Consider the following 18,184-nt stretch of genomic DNA (forward strand, 5'->3'; position numbering starts at 1 on the left):
GTAAGTCGGGTTGGTGGATGAATCAGCAGCCGCTTCAGGCGCCCGCCATGAGTTTGCGCTCGACGAAGTCGAGCCGGTCCTGGCCCCAGAACAGTTCGCCGTCCACCACATAGCTGGGCGCGCCGAAGACGCCGGCGTCTATCGCCTGCTGGGTGTTGGCCTCATAGCGCTCCTGCACGGCCTGGCTGAAGGACTGCTCCAGCCGCTCTGCCGGCAGGCCGCATTCGGCGAGCAGCTCGGCCAGCACCTTTTCATCGGCGATGTGGCGCTCGCGCACCCATACGGCGCTGAAAATGGCGCCGCCGATTTTCATCGCGGCTTCGCTGCCGTCGTGCAGGTCCACGGCAATGATGAGGCGCGCCGCATCGTCGCCGGAAACCGGGAAGTACTTGGGCTTGAGGTTCAGCGGCGCATGCAGGTAGTCCGAATAGCGCTGCAGCTCCAGCAACCGGTAGGCCTGGCGCTGCGGCGCCCGCTGGGCCAGCGGCAAGCCGCCCGAGATCGGGAACACCTTGCCGCCCAGGTCTATGGGCAGCACCCGCACGGTGGCGCTCGCCGCCCGGGCGATCTGCGCAAAGCGCTCATGCCCCAGGTAGGTCCAGGGGCTTTGCGGCGTGAAATAGTAGTCCACGGTGGTGCTCAAGAGTGTCTCCGTCAGTGTCTGTGGATGGGTGGGCCGCGCCGCCGGCGGCCGGGCATTGCGCAAGATACGGCTTAGGGTACATTGATCCGCCCAATCCTTGTTTTTACCCGGGATTGCCATTTTCTGCAGGAGGTGCGGTTTGTCAAAAGTTGTTCTGATCACGGGTGGCTCGCGCGGCATAGGCGCGGCTTCGGCGCTGCTGGCGGCGCGCCAGGGCTGGGCGGTGGCCGTCAACTACGCCAGCAACTCCCTGGCCGCCGACGAGGTGGTGCGGCAGGTCCGCCAGGCCGGCGGCAACGCCATCACGGTGCAGGCCGACGTGGCCGATGAGGCGCAGGTGCTGGCCATGTTCGAGAAAGTGGACGCCAAGCTGGGCCGGCTGGACGGCCTGGTCAACAACGCCGGCGTGGTGGACCGCACCACCCGCGTCGACGCCATCACCCTGGCGCGGCTCAAGCGCATGTTCGAGATCAATGTGTTCGGCTCCTTCCTCTGCGCGCGCGAAGCCGTCAAGCGCATGAGCACGCGCTACGGCGGCGCGGGCGGCTCCATCGTCAATGTCTCCAGCGCGGCGGCGCGGCTGGGCGCGCCGGGCCAGTATGTGGACTACGCGTCGGCCAAGGGCGCCATCGACACCTTTACCGTCGGGCTGGCCAAGGAAGTCGCCACCGAGGGCATACGCGTGAACGCCGTGCGCCCCGGCATCATTGACACAGACATCCACGCCTCGGGCGGCCTGCCCGACCGCGCCCGCGACCTGGCGCCCCAGGTGCCCATGCAGCGCCCGGGTACCGCCGACGAGGTTGCCGCCTCGATTGTCTGGCTGCTCGGCGACAATGCGGGCTATACCACCGGCGCGTTGCTGGATGTGGCAGGAGGCAGGTAGTCGTGCCCCCACGTTCGCTCACTGCGTGTAGCTCTCTGCCCCCCGAGGGGGCGCTGCGCCTGCGGCCCGGCAAAGCCGGTTCCGCGGCCCCTGCTGGAATCCGCTGCGCAGTCCGCCACCCTACTTGCCACTTGAGTTGCCTTTAAGGAATAACGATGGACTTTAAACCGCTTGTGACCTTGCTGGCCATCGTCAACCCGCTGGCCATCGTGCCCTTCTTCATCCATTACACGCAGGACTTTTCCGACGAGCAGCGCCGCCGCACCGTGCTGGTCGCGTCCTTCACCGCCTTTGTCGTGATCGCCATCAGCGCATTGCTGGGCCTGCAGATCCTCGACTTCTTCAGCATCTCGCTGGCGAGCTTCCAGGTCGGCGGCGGCATGCTGCTGTTGATCAGCTCCATGAACATGCTGAACGCCCAGCCGGCCGAAGCCAAGCCGCAGACCAATGAAATGGAAGACGGCGCGGCCAAGGCCGCGCGCGGCGCCAGCATCGCCGTGGTGCCGCTGACCATTCCGTTGCTGACCGGGCCAGCCACCATGTCCACCGTCGTGATTTACGCCGAAAAGGCCAAGACCGCCCTACAGCTGTCCATGCTGGTCGGTTACGGCATCGTGATCGCCCTGGCCACCGCCATCTGCTTTTCACTGGCCGAGCCGATTGCCCGCGTTCTGGGCAAGACCGGCATCAACGTCATGACGCGGCTGATGGGCCTGATCCTGGCCGCGCTGGCGGTTGAAGTGATGGCCGATGGCCTGGGCAAGCTGTTCCCAATTCTCCGTTCCTGAACCCCGATGGCTGGTGCGCGCATCCTGCTGGTGGAAGACGACCCGGCGATTGCCCGCTCCATCATCTACACACTGGAGCGCGACGGCCTCACTGTGACCCACAGCCTGCTGCTGGGCGATGCGCGCGCCCAGATCAGCCGGCAGCCGCCCGATGCCGTGATCCTGGACGTCGGCCTGCCCGACGGCAGCGGCCTGGACTTGTGCCGCGAGCTGCGCGCCGCCGGCAGCCTGCCGGTGCTGATGCTCAGCGCCCAGGGCGAGGAAATCGACCGCGTACTGGGCCTGGAGCTGGGTGCCGACGATTACGTGAGCAAGCCCTTCAGCCCGCGCGAGTTGCTGGCGCGCGTGCGCAGCCTGCTGCGGCGCGCGCGCATGCCGGCCCCCGCGCCAGCACCGGCGGCCGGCCCTTTCGAGATCGACACCGCCGGCCAGCGCGTGAGCCTGCACGGCCGCCCGCTCAACCTGACACGCCGCGAGTTCGGCCTGCTGGCCGATTTGCTGCGCCACCGCGGCCGCATACGCTCGCGCGATGAACTGCTGGACGCCGTCTGGGGGGCCGGCACGGACAGCGCGGACCGCACCGTCGACACCCACATCAAGACCCTGCGCGCCAAGCTGCAGGAGGCCAGCCCTGGGCACGACTGCATCACGACGCACCGCGGCATGGGCTACAGCCTTGACATAGACCGCATCCAGGGCGACTGACGTGCGTTTAGGCATACGCCTGCTGTTCGGTTTTTTCCTGGTCACCGGGCTGGCGGCGTTTTTCACGCTGCGCGTTTTTGTGGCCGAAGTGAAGCCCAGCGTGCGCGAAGTCATGGAAGACATGATGGTGGACACCGCCAACATCCTGGCCGAACTGGCCGGCGACGACCTGGCGGCCGGGGCCATCGCCGATGGCCGCTTTGCCGGCCATGTGCGCAACTACGCCAGGCGCCCCATAGACGCGAAAATCTGGGGCCTGGCCAAGCAGTCACTGGATTTTCGCGTTTACGTCACCGACGCCGGCGGCAAGGTGGTGTTCGATTCGGAGAACGCGGCGACCGGGCAAGACTATTCGCGCTGGCGCGACGTCGCCTTGACCCTGCGCGGCGAATACGGCGCGCGCGCCACCCGCGAGGTGCAGCAGGACGACCGCAGCTCGGTGATGTACGTGGCCGCGCCGGTGCAGCGGGACGGAAAAATCATCGGCGTGCTGACCGTCGCCAAGCCCATGTCCACCATACAGGCCTTTATAGACCGGGCCGAGCGCAAGATCCTGCTAAGCGGCGCGCTGCTGCTGGTGTTGTCGCTGGCCATCGGCGTGGCGGTAACGCTGTGGGTGGTGTGGAGCATTCGCAAGCTGCGCCGCTATGCCAACGCCGTCGGCCAGGGCGAAAAACCCGCGGTTCCGCAAATACCGGGTGAGCTTGGCGAGCTGGCCATGGCAGTCGATGCCATGCGCCTGAAGCTCGAGGGCCACGAGTACATAGAAGATTACGTGCGCGCCCTGACGCACGAGCTCAAAAGCCCGCTCGCCGCCATCCGCGGCGCCGGCGAGCTGCTGCAGGACGAGCTCCCCGAAGACGCGCGCCGCGAGTTTTCGGGGCAGGTACTGGCCCAGTCCGGCCGCATGCAGGCGCTGGTGGACCGCATGCTCGAGCTGACGAAGCTGGAGCAGCGCCATGCAAAGGTAGAGCGCGAGCGCCTTCCTTGGGCCGGCGTCCTCAAACCCTTTGAGGTGGCGCCCGGCGGCCGGGCCCAGCATGCGGTCAAAGTCGTAATCAGCCCGGAACATGCCGACGTGCATGCGGAGCCCGGCCTGCTGGGCCTGGCGCTGAGCAACCTGGTGGAAAACGCGCGCTCGTTCGCGCCCCAGGGCTCGACCATCACGCTGGAGGCAGGGCCGGACCGCATCGCCGTGCAGGACAGCGGCCCCGGCGTGGCCGACTACGCCCTGCCCCGGCTGGGTGAACGCTTTTTCTCGACCGTGCGCCCCGACGGCCATACCAAAGGCTCGGGCCTGGGGCTGGCCATCGTGCGGCAGATCATGCTGCTGCATGGCGGCCGCATGGTGGTACGCAACACCCAGCCCGGCTTGCGGGTCGAGCTGCATTTCTAGGCGGGCCGCGCCCATCACCCGGCCGCCTTCACGGCTTCGGGCTGCTTGAAGCGCGCATACCAGTCAACACGGCGCGTCAGCATCATCACGGCGGCCAGCACCGCGAACAGCGCCACGGCACCCAGCAGCAGGGCCGTCTGCTCCATACGCAGCAGCACAAACAGCATGCCGTACAGCGTGGCAATGCCCAGGCCAAAAGGCAGGCCGCGCGACCAGTGGCCCAGCATGTGGCTGGCGTAATAAGTCAGCAGCAGCACGCAGGCGGCCGACGCAATCGCGTAAGCCGACTCGAAAGGCATGTGCTCCGAAAGGCTGACCAGCAAGAGGAAAAACATGCTCATCGCCGCGCCCACCAGCAGGTACTGAATCGGGTGCACGCGCAGCGACTTCATGAATTCAAACAGTCCCACGGCCAAAAAAGTCAGGCCTATGAACAGCAAGCCGTATTTGGTGGCCCGGTCGCTGAGCGCATACGTGTTGGAAGGGTCGACAAAGGTCACGCTGAAGGCCTCGACGCAGCTATTGTCGGCCGAGCCGTCGCCGTAAGACGGGCAAACGGCCTTGCGCTTGCCCGCATCCACTTGCGTCACCTCCTGCTGCGCGGTGCTGGCCAGCGAGCTGACGCGCCAGTTGGCCTCAAAGCCCTCCTCCGTGACCTTGCGCTCCACCGGCAGGAACTGCCCGCCAAAACTCGGGTGCGGCCAGTTGGAGCTGAGCTGCACGCGGGTATCGCCGCCCAGCGGCACGACTGAAATGCTCTCGGTGCCCGTCAGCTCGAGTTGCAGTTGCGCCTGCAGCGGCATGGCACCAATCAGGGCCATTGACAGTGGCGCATGCACGCCGCGCGGATAGCTGCCGTAAAAGGTGCCGGGCTTGAGCGCCAGCAACTGCTCGCCGATCTTGACGCTGGCATGGCGTATGCCGCGCGCGTCGGACACCGCCATCATGAGCAGCGGCTGGCCGCAGTTCATGCGCGAGCCGGCATGTTCGGCCACCGGCTTGAGAGATTCGGTGTCGGCCCATTCGGCCACGATGTCGGCTTTGAGGTTGAAAACCTGCGTTGCATGCAGGCCACGAGCCCGCGCCTCGAGCTTGCTGCCACCCTTGAGCGTTAATGAAGCCGGCGCAGCGATCAGCGTGAACTCGCGCCGCTCGCTGCGCACTTTCTTGTCGCCATCCTTGACGTCCCACTCCTCGGTGCAGGCCCGGTGGATCAGCGGGCCGGTCAGCGTCTGCGGACCGGCCAGGCTCTGGGCCACGCTTTGAATGGCAATATGGCGGTAGGTCTGGCGGTCCTGCACCACATCGCTGATCTTCATCAACGCGACGACCAGCAGCACGATCACCAGCGCGAGTGCGGCGACTTTCTGTTTCATGACTTCCTTTCGTTTTTGGACAACGAAGGGGAGTTTGCAAACCGCGTGTGAAGGCAGCATGAGCTGCACACGGCCTGTGTGAAGTGAAAGTGAGGTGCGGGGCGCTTCAGCGCGCCGGTGTTTCCGCGGCTGCGGCGGCTTGTTTTCTAAGTAGCCTGACCAACTGGTTGCTGGTATTGCGCAGGCGCTGCGCCATCATCTGGGTGATCTTGACCAGCAGCTTGGCGCCCACGCCGGGGTGGTCGCGGATCAACAGGGCGATTTCACGGCGGCCCCAGACGCCGGCCTCCACCGCCTCGATGGCGGTGCAGGTGGCATAGCGCGGCTCGCTGTCGAGCATGGACATGTCGCCCACCGCCGCGCCGCTACGCACCACCGCCACGCGCGACACGGCCGCTTCGGTGCCGGCATCGGCGTCGGCATCAGCGTCGGCCGGCAACTCCAGGCGCTTGGTGACGTCCACCGTGCCTTTAAGGATCAGCATCATCCAGTCGCCGGCTTCGCCTTCGCGGATCATCACCTGGCCCGGCTCGGCCCGCACCAGCAGCATGGAGGCACCCAGGATGTCGGCCTCGGCCGGCGTGAAGTCCTGCAGCAATTGCGAGGTCTGCAGCAGGTCCGGGCCGTAGGCGCTCAGGCGTTCGCAGCAGCCGAAGACCTGCAGCCCGGCGGCGTCCAGCTGTTCTTGCAGCGTTTTCATGGCGCAGCACGCCTCAGCGCGCGGGGGTTTGCTGCAGCCATTGGTCGATCTCGGCGATGGCCGCGTCGGTGGCGGCCGTCAGGGCCTGGACGCCGCCGGGCGCGTCGCTGCTGGGCGCCGGACGCTGCACGATGACATTGCGCTGGCCGACCAGTTTTTCGCCCGCGGGCGTGATTTCCAGCAACGTGGCGCGCAGGCGGATCAGGCCGACGCTGTCCGTGGGCGAGCTGAACAGGTGGCTGAATTCTTCAAGGTCCAGGCGTAGCAGCAGCGGCAGCACCGCATTCTGGCTGCGGTTCAACGCCACGCTGGTCCCGGCGTTGAACACGGCGCGGCGCTGGCCCAGTTGCTCGCGCACACGCTGGCGCACCAGCTGCGCGGGCGGCATGCTCCAGCGCGCCTGCGAATAGGGGCGCAGCTGCTGCGTGTCGGCATAGCCGAGGCGGTACAGCACCGCCATGTTGTCCAGCGCGCCGCCTGGAGTGGAGACATCGTCCAGGGCCAGCGGCGGCAGCGGCGCCTGGCGCGTGGTGGGCAGGGTGGCGGTCGGGCCCGGGCCGAAGTCATACATGGTGGCGCGCGTGGGTTTGTCGGGCAGGCCCGAACAGCCGGCCAGCGCCAGGGCGGCCAGCAGCGCGCACAGCAAGCCGCCGGCCCGCGAAGGGGGTTTGGAAAAAGTGGACGTCATTTTTTCACTCCAGAGGCGGAAAAACCGGGTTCGCCGGGGCCGGGCACGGGTGGGCCGTTGCCGAAGATCAGCGACTGCGGGTTGTCGTCGACGGCGCTCACGGTGCGGCGCATCTGGCGCATGGCGCGCGCGGTTTCGTCGGCGACCTCGCCGAGCTTGGGCAGCGTTGCGGCGCTGAAGGTCTCCACGCCCGCGGCCAGCGCGGTGCCGCCTTCGGAAAGCTTGTCCAGCGGCCCGCCCTTTTCATTGAGGCGGGTGGCGGTCGTGCTGATGTCATCGGCGGCCGTCTTGACGGACTTCAGCGTGGCCGTGGTGTCGCGCGACAGGGCCGGCAGGGATGCCACCGTGGGCTCCAGCCCTTTGGCGACCCGGTCCATGCTGCCGGCGGCGTTGCCGAGCTGCTTGACGGCCGCGGTCATGGCCTGCTGGTTTTCGTCGGACAGCAGCTTGTTGAGCCGCGTGCTGGCCTCCTCGACCTGGTTGAAGATCACCTCGCTTTGTTTGAGCAGCTTGTCCAGGCCGCCGGGCTTGAGCGGAATGCGCGGTGGGTCGTCGTCGTTGACGGCCAGGCGCTCGGCGGACTTGCCGTCGTCGTCGAGCTGGATAAAACCCAGCCCGGTGACACCTTGCGAGGCGACAGTCGCGAACGTGGACTTGGTGACGGGCGCGCCGCGGTCTATGGAGACGCGGATCAGCACATTGCCCTTGACCTTCTCGTCAAAGCCTATGAGCTCGATTTTTCCCACCGGCACACCGCGAAAACGCACCGCCGCCTGCGGCTGCAGGCCGGAGACGGTCTCGCTGGTGCTCATGTCGTAGAGGTCGCGCTGGGTGTTGTCCCGCGTGAGCCAGACGGCCAGCAGGACCAGCAAGGCGGTGACCACCAGCACAAAAGCGCCGGCGGCCATGGCATGGGCTTTGTTTTCCATAGTGATGCCTTTCTAGACGGTAAAAGGGTATTCGCGCAACAACTCCATCGCGCGTTGTCCCCTTTCGCCGAGGAAAAATTCGTGGATAAAGGGGTGCGGGAAGGCCACCACTTCCTTGGGCACGTCGTTGACGATGACCTTCTGCTCGGCCAGCACCGCGATGCGGGTGCTGAGTTCAAACAGCGTGTCCAGGTCGTGCGTCACCATGACCACCGTGAGTTCCATGTCGCGGTGCAGCGAGCGCAGCAGCGAGACAAAGCTGTCGGAGCTTTCCGGGTCCAGCCCGGCCGTGGGTTCGTCAAGCAGCAGCAGCGGCGGGTCCATGATGAGGGCGCGCGCCAGGGCCACGCGCTTGATCATGCCGCCCGAGAGGTCGCTGGGCATCTTGTCGGCCGCATCGGGCCCCAGGCCCACCATCTGCAGCTTGACCATGGCCGCCTCGTAGACCAGCGCGCGCGGCAGGGTCTTGAGTTCACGCAGCGGAAAGGCAATGTTCTCCAGCACGGTGAAGGCCGAGAACAGCGCGCCCTGCTGGAACAGCATGCCGACACGGCTGGCCGCGCCCTGCTTGCCGAGCTCGGCCGCCGGCTTGCCCAGCACCGTGATCTCGCCCTGGGTCGGTTTCTCCAGCCCCAGCATCTGGCGCAGCAGCACGGTCTTGCCGGTGCCCGAGCCTCCCACCAGGGACAGCACCTCGCCGCGCTCCACCGTCAGGTCCAGGTCTTTGTGCACCACGGCTTTTTTATCGCCGTTAGGGAACACGGTCCAGAGTTTTTTAATGTCGACGATGGGGTCGCTCATATGCCGACACTCTTGAACAGAACGGCGAACAGCGCGTCGACGAGGATGACCACGGTGATCGACGTCACCACCGAGGCCGTGGTCCCCTGCCCCAGGCTTTCGGTGTTGGGTTTGACGCGCAGGCCGTAGTGGCAGCCGACCAGCGCGATCAGCACGCCGAAGACCACCGACTTGCCCGTGGCCAGCGTGAGGTTGGCCACGTCCACCGCGGCCGGCAGCGAGTTGATGAAGTAGGACGGCGTGACGTCCATGGAGATGTCGGCGGCCAGCATGCCGCCCAGCAAGGCGGCGATGGTGGTCCAGACGCTGATCAGCGGCATCACCACGGCCAGCGCCAGCGCGCGCGGCATGACAAGGCGAAAGCCGCGTGCGATGCCCATGACGCGCATGGCGTCGAGCTCCTCGGTGACGCGCATCACGCCGATCTGCGCCGTGATGGCCGAGCCGCTGCGCCCGGCAATCAGGATGGCGGCCAGCACCGGCCCGAGTTCGCGGATCAGCGAGATGCCCAGGATGTTGACGATAAACGCGTCGGCGCCGAACTGGCGCAGCTGCTGCGAGATCAGGTAGGCCAGCACCACGCCGATCAGAAACCCGACCAGCGCGGTAATGGGCAGCGCGGTGGCGCCTATGTGAAACAGATGGCCCGACAGGTCGCGCCAGGGGCCGTCCTGCGGGCGCCGCACCAGGTGGATGATGTCCAGCAGCAGCTGCCCGATCAGGCGCACCAGGCCCTTGAGGTGGTCCAGCAGCCGCAGCACCCGTGTACCCAGCAGGATAAAGGGCTGGCTCCAGTCGGGCTTGCGGGGTTTGGGCGGGTCGGCGCTGAATTTGGCGACGGTTTCCAGCACCGCGCGCTGGCTGGGCTCAACCTGCAGCTGCGCCGGCCAGCTGCGGCCCCAGTGGTTCCACAGCACCTGCGCGCCCAGGTGGTCGAGTTTGCCGACCTGTTCCAGACTCCAGCCTGCAGGGGAAGCCCCGCCGTCTTTCAGGCCCTGGAGCTGCGCGGTCAGCGCATCCCAGACGCTCTCACCGGTAAGGCCGGCGGCTGTCCACGCACCTTGCACGACAAACAGCCGGCCTTGCGGCGTGTCCTGCAGTGCGATGCGGGGCGTGGAGTCTTCCATAAACATTAGTCAGGCCAGGCGCAAGCCGGCAGTTTGCAATGTACGAAACACAAAGTTGCATGGTAACTGCTGAAAACACACTTGCCGCACGCACGCCCCTGCTGTCGCCTTGGTCCTACATCGTGACTGGAAGACGGCCAGAGCCCACGCGCCATGGCCCCAGCGGGTAATCCCCGCCGTGCGGCCATCCGGGTTTTGCCACAATCGGCCAGGGTGCGGTGGTCAGCCCCGCGTTAGGCTGGGCTGGCAGCATGGGCCCTGCAGTGCGCTCCGGCCGCCGCCAGCCCGGTTTTCCCGGTTACATCTTCTAAAAACGACGAGACAAAGGCATCCATGCAAGACGAGAGCCAGGTTTTTGACTACATCATCATCGGTGCCGGAACCGCGGGCTGCCTGCTGGCCAACCGCCTGAGCGCCGATGCGTCCAAGCGCGTGCTGCTGATCGAAGCGGGCCGCAAGGACGACTACCACTGGATCCACATTCCGGTGGGCTATCTCTACTGCATAGGCAACCCGCGCACCGACTGGCTTTACAACACCGAGCCCGACGCCGGGCTCAACGGCCGGGCGCTACGCTACCCGCGCGGCAAGACCCTGGGCGGCTGCTCCAGCATCAACGGCATGATCTATATGCGCGGCCAGGCGCGCGACTACGACCAGTGGGCCCAGCTGACCGGCGACATGGCCTGGCGCTGGGAAAATTCCCTGCCGCACTTCAAGCTGCACGAGGACCACCACAAGGGCGCCGACGCGATGCACGGCGCGCGCGGCACGGCACCCGAGCTGATGCAGGACAAGAGCCAGCCCTACCAGAAGGTGCTGCGCCATCGCAACGCCGGCGGCGAATGGCGCGTTGAAAAGCAGCGCCTGCGCTGGGACATCCTGGACGCTTTTGCCGAAGCCGCGCAGCAAGCCGGCATCCCGGCCAGCGGCGACTTCAACCGCGGCGACAACGAGGGCGTGGGCTACTTCGAGGTCAACCAGAAAAACGGCTGGCGCTGGAACACCGCCAAGGCTTTTTTGCGGCCCGCCTGCTACGCGCGCCCCAATTTTGAGTTGTGGAACAACGCCCAGGTGTGCAAGCTGGTGATAGAAGCGCAGCCCGACGGCGGCCAGCGCTGCACCGGCGTGGAGGTATGGGCCGGCAGCGAGCGCGTCACGGCGCGCGCCACGCGCGACTCCGGCCCCATGGGCGAAGTCATCCTGTGCGCGGGCAGCATAGGCTCGCCGCAGATCCTGCAGCTCTCGGGCATAGGCCCGGCCGCCCTGCTGCAGCAGCACGGCATCCCCGTGCTGCAGGACCTGCCCGGCGTGGGCGCCAACCTGCAGGACCACCTGCAGATCCGCTCGGTCTACAAGGTGCAGGGCGACAAGCGCTGGGGCCTGTCGCTCAACACCATGGCCAATTCCTTCTGGGGCAAGGCCCGCATCGGGCTGGAGTACGCGCTGCGCCAGACCGGCCCCATGAGCATGGCACCCTCGCAGCTGGGCGCGTTCACGCGCAGCTCGCCCGACCAGCCCTATCCCAACATCGAGTACCACGTGCAGCCGCTGTCGCTGGACGCCTTCGGCGAGCCGCTGCACGGCTTCAATGCTTTTACCGCCAGCGTCTGCAACCTGAACCCGACCAGCCGCGGCACGGTGCACATCAAGAGCGGCCGCTTCGAGGATGCGCCGGCGATTGCGCCCAACTACCTGAGCACGGCCGAAGACCGCAAAGTGGCGGCCGATTCGCTGCGCGTGACGCGCAAGATCGTGAGCCAAAGCGCGCTGGCCAAATACCGGCCCGAAGAGTTCAAGCCGGGCGTGCAGTTCCAGACGGACGAGGAACTCACGCGGCTGGCCGGTGACATCGCCACCACCATCTTCCACCCGGTGGGCACGACCAAGATGGGACGTGACGACGACCCGACGGCGGTGGTGGATTCACACCTCAGGGTGCGCGGCATTCGCGGCCTGCGGGTGGTCGATGCCGGCGTGATGCCGCTGATCACCAGCGGCAACACCAACTCGCCCACGCTGATGATCGCGGAGAAGGCGGCGGCCTGGATCCAGGCCGGGATCTGAGCGGCCGCGAGCCGCGCGCTTCAGCGGTAGATCTTTTGCAGAAGGCGCATCAGCGTCTTCTTTTCCGCGGCGCTCAGGCGCTGGGTGGCCTCGGTTTCCAGGTCGACGGCCGTGCCCTCGGCATCGCGCATCAAGGCCTCGCCCGCGGCGGTGAGATAGAGCCCCACGGCGCGGCCGTCCTGCGGATGCGGCTTGCGGTGCACCAGCTTGCGTTTTTCCAGCGTGACGATTTTCCCGACGAGGTTGGGCGGCAGGATGCTGAGCGCGCCGCAAAGCTGGCGCGAGGTGATGCCGGGGTTGTGCGTGATCAGGGACAGGATCGAAAAATCCACATGCCGGAGGTCATAGACCGCCATGCGCTTGCTGAACAACTCAATGACCTTGAGGGAGGCGCGCGTGGCGTTATAGCCCACCAAGGTTTCGAGATAGGAGGTATCCACCTCCTCTACCGCGGGAGCGGGTTTGGACGACACTGGCATAGAGGATCAGGGCGCTTTCTTTATCGGGCAACGCTGCGGGCACAGGCAGGTGGCCAGGCTAGCCCCGATTATGCCAACGCGCCCGGCCGGCGCCCGGGCCGGCCGGGCGGAGGGACCTCAGGACTCGGCGGTGAAGCCGACTTTTTTGATCAGCGGACCCCAGCGCTCGAACTCGCGCTTCTGGCTGTAGGCCATGTCGTCCGCCGTGCCGCCGTAGGGAATCAGTCCCACCACCGTGAGCGAGTCGATGACGGATTTGTCCTGGATGGCGGCATTGATGGCGGCGTTGGCCGCGGCCACCGTGCTGGCGGGTGTTTTCGCGGGGGCGTAGAAACCGAACCACTCCTCCACCGTGAGGTCGGCAAAACCCTGCTCGGCGAAGGTCGGCACCTCAGGCACGAAGGGTGAGCGCTGCTTGCCCGAGGTGGCCAGGATGCGCAGTTTGCCGGCCTTGTGGTTGGGAATGAAGTCGCCGTGCGGCGTCACCATCGCCGCGAGCTGGCCGCCGACCACGTCGGTCACGCCGGGCACCGAACCACGGTAGGGCACATGCTTGAGCTCCACATGGTTGTTCAGGCCCAGCAGCGCGCCTATGAAGTGCGGGGTCGACCCTGCCGCGGGCGAGCCGTAGCTGGCGTCCTTGGGGTTGGCCTTGGCCCAGGCGAGAAAGTCCTGCACGGTCTTGACCGAGGCCGGCACCAGCGGCCCGACGGCCAGCCCATGGTGGATCATGGAGGCGGTGCCCACCGTGACGAAATCCGCGAACGGGTCGTAGGACAGTTTTTTGTAGATGTGAGGGTACAGCGACAGGCAGGAGAACGGCGACATCGCCAACACCGAGCCGTCCGCCGGCGCCGTCTTGAGCACCTCCAGCGCGATGCGGCCGCCGGCGCCGGTCTTGGTGTCCACGATACCGTTGTTTTTGGCATAGGCGGTGCCGCCGAGGCGGTCGCCCACGCGGCGCGCGCAGATGTCGCCCGCGCTGCCGGCCGGGAAGCCGTAAATGATCTTGACCTGCTCGAGCGCCCGCGCCAGGGCCGGGAAAGGCGCAAGGGCGGCCGCAGAAAGCGCCGCTGCGCCCTGCACAAAATGACGACGTGTTTGCATGAGATGTCTCCTTGTAGTTAAGTCCACGGGTCGAAAAAGCAAAATCCGCCAAGCGCCAGGGCCGCAGACGCCGGTCGCGTCAGTTGCGCCCGTTCAACTGCATTGGCGGCGGATATCCTGGGGTACGGGAATCGCTTTCATGCGCTCGGGTTTGTCGGGGTGGCGTATGCAGAAGGCGCGGGTTTCGCGGCCTTCGCAAATCATGTCCTCGCCGCGCCGGATCACATGCTTCTGGATAAACACCTTGTCCCGCCACTCTTCCACGCTGGTATGTATCTGCAGGGTCTCGCCATAGGTGGCGGGCAGGCTGAAGCGGGTGTTGATCTCCAGCAGGGGCGTACCTATGATGCCGGTGCTCTTGACCAGCTCTCGCCAGGGCGGCACGCCGCATGCGGCGAAAAAATTCAGCGACGCGGCATCCATCCAGCGCGAGAAGTTGGGGAAAAACACGATCCCCGCGGGATCGCAGTCGCCGAACGCGACCTTCACTTCATAAACCACGGTCTTTTCCATGCGGCTCACCTTGGCGCCATGCGCAGTGCACCGTCCAGGCGTATGACTTCGCCGTTCAGGTGGTCGTTGTGGACGATGTGCGCGGCCAGTTGCGCGAACTCCTGCGGCTTGCCCAGGCGCTGCGGAAACGGGATGCTGGCGGCCAGCGAAGCCTGGACTGCTTCGGGCAGCTGCGCCATCAGCGGCGTGGCGAACAGGCCGGGCGCCACCGTGCAGACGCGGATGCCGTGCTGCGCCAGGTCGCGCGCCATGGGCAGCGTCATGCCGGCCAGGCCGGCCTTGGAGGCGCTGTAGGCCTGCTGCCCGACCTGGCCGTCGAAGGCGGCCACCGAGGCGGTGAACATCATGACGCCGCGCTGGCCGTCCTCCAGCGGCGCCAGCTTGGCGCAGGCGGCCGCGAACAGCCGGCTCACGTTGTAGCTGCCGACCAGGTTGATGTTGACCACCCTGGCAAAGTCCTCCAGCGGTGCCGGTGTGCCGTCTTTGGCGACGATGCGTTTGGCCGACCCTATGCCGGCGATGTTCATCAGGATGCGGGCGGTGCCGTGCGCACCAGCCGCCTTGTCCAGCGCGGCCTGCACGCTGGCGCTGTCGGTGATGTCGCAGCCGCAGGCCAGCGCGGCGGCCGGGCCGTGGGCCGCGCAAATATCGGCGGCGACCTTTTCGGCGTTCGCCAGGTTGATGTCCAGCACGGCGACCTTGGCGCCCAGGCGCGCCAGTTCGCGGGCTGTGGCTTCGCCCAGTCCCGAGCCGCCGCCGGTGACCAGTGCCGCGAGTCCTTCGATATTCATGCCGCTCCTCCTTCCGGGTTCTCCAGCAGCAGGGCAATGCCCTGGCCGCCGCCAACACAGGCCGAGGCAATGCCGTAGCGCATGCCTGCGCGCTGGATCTCGCGCGCGACGGTGACCGTAAGGCGCACACCGGTCACCGCCAGCGGGTGGCCCATGGCGATCGCCCCGCCGTTGACGTTGAGCTTGCCGAGGTCCAGGTCCAGCTCGCGGGCGACCGCCAGCGTCTGCGCGCCCTGGGCTTCGTTGATTTCAAAACGGCCAATCTGCTCCAGCCTGAGGCCGCAGCGCTCGAGCAGCAGGCGGATCGCGGGAGCCGGGCCTATGCCCATGATCTCGGGCGGCACACCGACCACCGCGGCGGCCACCACACGCGCCAGCGGCTTACCGCCACGGGCTTTCACGTAGGCGCCGGAGGCCACGACGGCGGCCGCGGCCGCGTCCACCAGCGCCGCGCTGTTGCCGCCGGTCTGCACGCCGCCGGCATGCACCGCCCGGAGTTTGGCCAGGACCTCGACGGGGGACGGCCGTGCATGGGTGTCCTGCGCGACTTCCGCAAGCTTGCCCAGGCTGATGCCGCGCGTGGCGTAGCCGGGGAGTTCAAATTTCTCGCTGACCACCGGCACGATCTCACCGGCGTGAAAGCCGGCATCCCGGGCCGCCACGGCCTTGGCGAAGGAGCTGGAGGCGAATTCATCGACCGCTTCGCGCGTGATGCCGTATTTCTTCGCGAGGTTTTCCGCGGTCTGGATCATGTCGATGCCGGCGGCCGAGTCCTTGAGGGCCTCCCACATGAAGTCCTTGAAACCGACGGGTGCGCCCAGCTTGAAGCCGGTGCGGTGCTCAAAGGCCGCGATCGGGTTGCGCGTCATGCTCTCGGCGCCGACCACCAGCGCCACGTTGGCCGCACCGCTCTGGATCTGTTCGCCGGCCTGCCGGAACAGCTCGAAGCCGGTGCCGCAGATCCGCTGCACCATGATGGCGGGCACTTCCACCGGCACGCCGGCGTACAGGCCGATATGGCGCGGCAGCATGAATTGCTCGAAATCGCCCGGGGCCATGTTGCCGGCAATCACCGAGTCGACATCGCCGGGGCTGACGCCCGAGCGCTGCAGCACGGCGCGCGCGGCCTTGATGCCGAGGTCGGTGGGCGATACATGGCCCAGGGCGCCGCAATAGTCGACCATGGGCGTGCGCATGCCGTCCAGCATCCAGACGTCCTGGAAGGCGGAGAAAAATCCTTTGTGTTGCATGGTGTTGGGGTTCGTGGTGTTAGCGTGCGGCGGGTTTAAGAATGGGGTGCGCGGTGTCCTCGTGCAGGGCCGCCACAAGCACCGCCCGGTGCGTGAGCACGGCGCGTTGGTTGATGGAGCCCTTGTCGGTGACCTCGCCCTTGTCGAAAGAAGGCGGCTCGTGCATCAGGAGCAATCGGCCTATGCAGCTGGCACTGCCGGTGGCGCTCTGCGCGAGCGTGTCCAGCACAGCCTGGAAATGCGCGATCACCTGTTCGCATTCGAGAACCTCGCGCAGCGGCGCCTCGGGCGCAAGCCTCGAAAGCGCGCGCACCGCGGGCGTCGGAAACACCAGCGCGCCCACTTCCCTGAGGTTGATGCCCGTGAGGACCACGTCCTGCACATAAGGCGCGCCCGCCGCGATGACTTTTGCGCGCAGCGGTCCCACGCTGACAAAAGTGCCGGTGGCGAGCTTGAAGTCTTCGGCGATGCGCCCGTCGAACTTGAGGCCGAGGTGGATGTTGCCCTCGTCTATCCATTTGACGGCGTCGCCGGTGCAGAAAAAGCCTTCCTCGTCAAAAGCCTGCGCCGTTTCCAGCGGCGCCCGCCAGTAGCCGGGCGTGATGTTGGGGCCCTTGTAGCGGACCTCGGTCTTGCCGTCGATGTCGGCCAGCTTGAGCTCGATGCCGGGCGCGGGCACACCCAGATCGCCGGCCTTCACCTCGGGGCTGGTCACAAAGATGGCGAAGGGCCCGGACTCGGTCATGCCCAGGCCGGTGGCCATGACGATGCGCTCGCCCACTTCCTTTTCCTCGGATTCATACAGGCTGTCCCAGACCGGCTGGGCGAGCGAAGCCCCGGCATAAAAGAACATCTTCACGCGCGACAGCAGATTGCGCCTCAGCTCCGCGTCCGTTTTCATGGCGTTGGCGATGGCTTCAAAGCCGGTCGGCACATTGAAGTAGACCGTGGGGGCAATTTCGCGCAGGTTGCGCAAGGTCTCATGCATCAGCGCGGGTGTGGGTTTTCCGTCGTCGATGTAAAGCGTTCCGCCGTGGAACAGCACCATGCCGAAGTTGTGGTTGCCGCCGAAAGTGTGGTTCCACGGCAGCCAGTCGACCAGCACCGGCGGCTCCTCCTGCAGCACCGGCATGGACTGCGCCATCTGCTGCTGGTTGGCGCACCACATGCGCTGGGTGTTGATCACCGCCTTGGGCATCTTGGTCGAGCCGCTGGTGAACAGGAACTTCACGATGGTGTCCGGGCCTGTGGCCTGCATGGCGCGGTCCACCGCGGTTGTCGCGGGCGTCGCGGCCAGGTCCGCGAAGCGCGTGCTGGCGCGTCCCTCGATCTGCCCGTCGCCCAGCAGCACCTCGACCCCGGGCTCCAGCACGGCCTGGATGGCCTTGCCATACCGCTGCGCGTCGGCGGCAAACACCAGGCCCGGCGTCACGGTCTTGACCACATGGCGCAGCTTGTCGTAGTCCTGGCTGACCAGCGAGTACGGCGGTGAAACCGGCACAAAGGGCACGCCGGCCACCAGGCAGCCCAGGGCCAGCTGCGCGTGCTCCAGGCCGTTCTCGGACAGGATCACCACGGGCCGCTCGGCGCTGAGGCCGCGGTCCAGCAAGCCCTGGGCGATGCTGCGCGCCGCCGCCCAGGCCTGGGCGTAGCTCAGGTGCTGCCATTCGCCGGTCACGCCGCCGGCCAGCTTTTCGCGCCGTGCCATGAAGCTGCGCTCGGGCGCGGTCAGCGCCCAATGCCGCAGCCGGTCGGTGATGCGCTCGGGATAGTCTTTCAGGTCCTGGTCGGCACGCAGGTAGCGGACGCCGGGCTGGCCTTCGCGCAGCACGGCACGGGTCACGCCAAAGCGCAGCGGGCGGAATTTGGGGGCGCTCATGATGGTTTCTTGTCTCTTGTCTCTGCTGTTTTTGCTTTGCGTCTCTTGCTCACCGGGCC

Annotated in this window: 18 protein-coding genes; 5 read left to right on the top strand and 13 right to left on the bottom strand. The window is 66.7% G+C overall.

Annotated elements, in window-relative coordinates; genetic code table 11:
• Nucleotides 1-34: 34 nt before the first annotated feature.
• A complete protein-coding gene (locus ACEN9P_RS10110; RefSeq protein WP_495621867.1) occupies nt 35-643 on the bottom strand; it encodes a 2-hydroxychromene-2-carboxylate isomerase in 609 nt (202 codons plus the stop codon).
• A 139-nt stretch (nt 644-782) separates the two neighbouring features.
• Here ACEN9P_RS10110 and ACEN9P_RS10115 point away from each other — a divergent pair, with 139 nt between their 5' ends.
• The 4 genes from ACEN9P_RS10115 to creC all read left to right on the top strand — a co-directional run bounded on the left by ACEN9P_RS10115 (nt 783) and on the right by creC (nt 4,418).
• Nucleotides 783-1,529, top strand: coding sequence for an SDR family oxidoreductase (locus ACEN9P_RS10115; RefSeq protein WP_495621868.1), 747 nt, complete (start codon nt 783-785; stop codon nt 1,527-1,529).
• Between the two features lie 155 nt (nt 1,530-1,684).
• The gene (locus ACEN9P_RS10120; RefSeq protein ID WP_477664282.1) at nt 1,685-2,317 is read left to right on the top strand and encodes a MarC family protein; all 633 of its coding nucleotides are present in this window, start codon (nt 1,685-1,687) and stop codon (nt 2,315-2,317) included.
• Between the two features lie 6 nt (nt 2,318-2,323).
• Entirely contained in the window at nt 2,324-3,022 is a 699-nt protein-coding gene (creB, locus tag ACEN9P_RS10125; protein ID WP_495621869.1) for a two-component system response regulator CreB, read from the top strand.
• Between the two features lies 1 nt (nt 3,023).
• Nucleotides 3,024-4,418 (top strand): two-component system sensor histidine kinase CreC, encoded by a 1,395-nt coding sequence (creC, locus tag ACEN9P_RS10130; RefSeq protein ID WP_477664280.1) that lies wholly within the window; start codon nt 3,024-3,026, stop codon nt 4,416-4,418.
• A gap of 14 nt (nt 4,419-4,432) precedes the next feature.
• On the opposite strand, the gene creD is transcribed toward creC, so the two are convergent.
• From creD to ACEN9P_RS10160, 6 genes are all read right to left on the bottom strand, one after another.
• Nucleotides 4,433-5,794: a cell envelope integrity protein CreD gene (creD, locus tag ACEN9P_RS10135; RefSeq protein WP_495621870.1), complete on the bottom strand. Its 1,362-nt coding sequence runs from the start codon at nt 5,792-5,794 to the stop codon at nt 4,433-4,435.
• A gap of 106 nt (nt 5,795-5,900) precedes the next feature.
• Nucleotides 5,901-6,494 (bottom strand): Crp/Fnr family transcriptional regulator, encoded by a 594-nt coding sequence (locus tag ACEN9P_RS10140; RefSeq protein WP_477664278.1) that lies wholly within the window; start codon nt 6,492-6,494, stop codon nt 5,901-5,903.
• 13 nt (nt 6,495-6,507) lie between these two features.
• Nucleotides 6,508-7,182 carry an ABC-type transport auxiliary lipoprotein family protein gene (locus tag ACEN9P_RS10145; protein WP_495621871.1) on the bottom strand — a complete coding sequence of 225 codons (675 nt, stop codon included), beginning with the start codon at nt 7,180-7,182 and terminating at the stop codon, nt 6,508-6,510.
• The gene (locus tag ACEN9P_RS10150) at nt 7,179-8,111 is read right to left on the bottom strand and encodes an MlaD family protein (protein ID WP_477701134.1); all 933 of its coding nucleotides are present in this window, start codon (nt 8,109-8,111) and stop codon (nt 7,179-7,181) included. Before ACEN9P_RS10150 ends, ACEN9P_RS10145 begins: the two co-directional genes overlap by 4 nt.
• Before the next feature lie 12 nt (nt 8,112-8,123).
• Nucleotides 8,124-8,912 (bottom strand): ABC transporter ATP-binding protein, encoded by a 789-nt coding sequence (locus tag ACEN9P_RS10155; protein WP_495621872.1) that lies wholly within the window; start codon nt 8,910-8,912, stop codon nt 8,124-8,126.
• Nucleotides 8,909-10,039: an MlaE family ABC transporter permease gene (locus ACEN9P_RS10160; protein ID WP_495621873.1), complete on the bottom strand. Its 1,131-nt coding sequence runs from the start codon at nt 10,037-10,039 to the stop codon at nt 8,909-8,911. The genes ACEN9P_RS10155 and ACEN9P_RS10160 overlap by 4 nt, the downstream gene beginning before the upstream one ends.
• Nucleotides 10,040-10,372: 333 nt before the next feature.
• Between ACEN9P_RS10160 and ACEN9P_RS10165 the strand changes: the two genes are divergently transcribed.
• Nucleotides 10,373-12,106 (top strand): GMC family oxidoreductase, encoded by a 1,734-nt coding sequence (locus ACEN9P_RS10165; protein WP_495621874.1) that lies wholly within the window; start codon nt 10,373-10,375, stop codon nt 12,104-12,106.
• A 20-nt stretch (nt 12,107-12,126) separates the two neighbouring features.
• Here the strand turns inward: ACEN9P_RS10165 and ACEN9P_RS10170 are convergent, their stop codons facing one another.
• The 6 genes from ACEN9P_RS10170 to ACEN9P_RS10195 form a co-directional block, all read right to left on the bottom strand.
• A complete protein-coding gene (locus ACEN9P_RS10170) occupies nt 12,127-12,585 on the bottom strand; it encodes a MarR family winged helix-turn-helix transcriptional regulator (RefSeq protein ID WP_477664273.1) in 459 nt (152 codons plus the stop codon).
• Between the two features lie 117 nt (nt 12,586-12,702).
• A complete protein-coding gene (locus ACEN9P_RS10175) occupies nt 12,703-13,692 on the bottom strand; it encodes a Bug family tripartite tricarboxylate transporter substrate binding protein (RefSeq protein WP_477664272.1) in 990 nt (329 codons plus the stop codon).
• A 93-nt stretch (nt 13,693-13,785) separates the two neighbouring features.
• A complete protein-coding gene (locus ACEN9P_RS10180; RefSeq protein WP_495621875.1) occupies nt 13,786-14,205 on the bottom strand; it encodes an acyl-CoA thioesterase in 420 nt (139 codons plus the stop codon).
• Nucleotides 14,206-14,210: 5 nt separating this feature from the next.
• Complete coding sequence (locus ACEN9P_RS10185) at nt 14,211-14,996, bottom strand: SDR family NAD(P)-dependent oxidoreductase (RefSeq protein ID WP_477664270.1); 786 nt, start codon at nt 14,994-14,996, stop codon at nt 14,211-14,213.
• Nucleotides 14,993-16,246, bottom strand: a complete 1,254-nt coding sequence (locus ACEN9P_RS10190) for a thiolase family protein (protein WP_477664269.1) — start codon at nt 16,244-16,246, stop codon at nt 14,993-14,995. The genes ACEN9P_RS10185 and ACEN9P_RS10190 overlap by 4 nt, the downstream gene beginning before the upstream one ends.
• A gap of 19 nt (nt 16,247-16,265) precedes the next feature.
• Nucleotides 16,266-18,125 (bottom strand): feruloyl-CoA synthase, encoded by a 1,860-nt coding sequence (locus tag ACEN9P_RS10195; RefSeq protein WP_477664268.1) that lies wholly within the window; start codon nt 18,123-18,125, stop codon nt 16,266-16,268.
• Nucleotides 18,126-18,184: the final 59 nt, after the last annotated feature.

The sequence above is a fragment of the Polaromonas sp. Polasp52 genome (assembly GCF_059491565.1).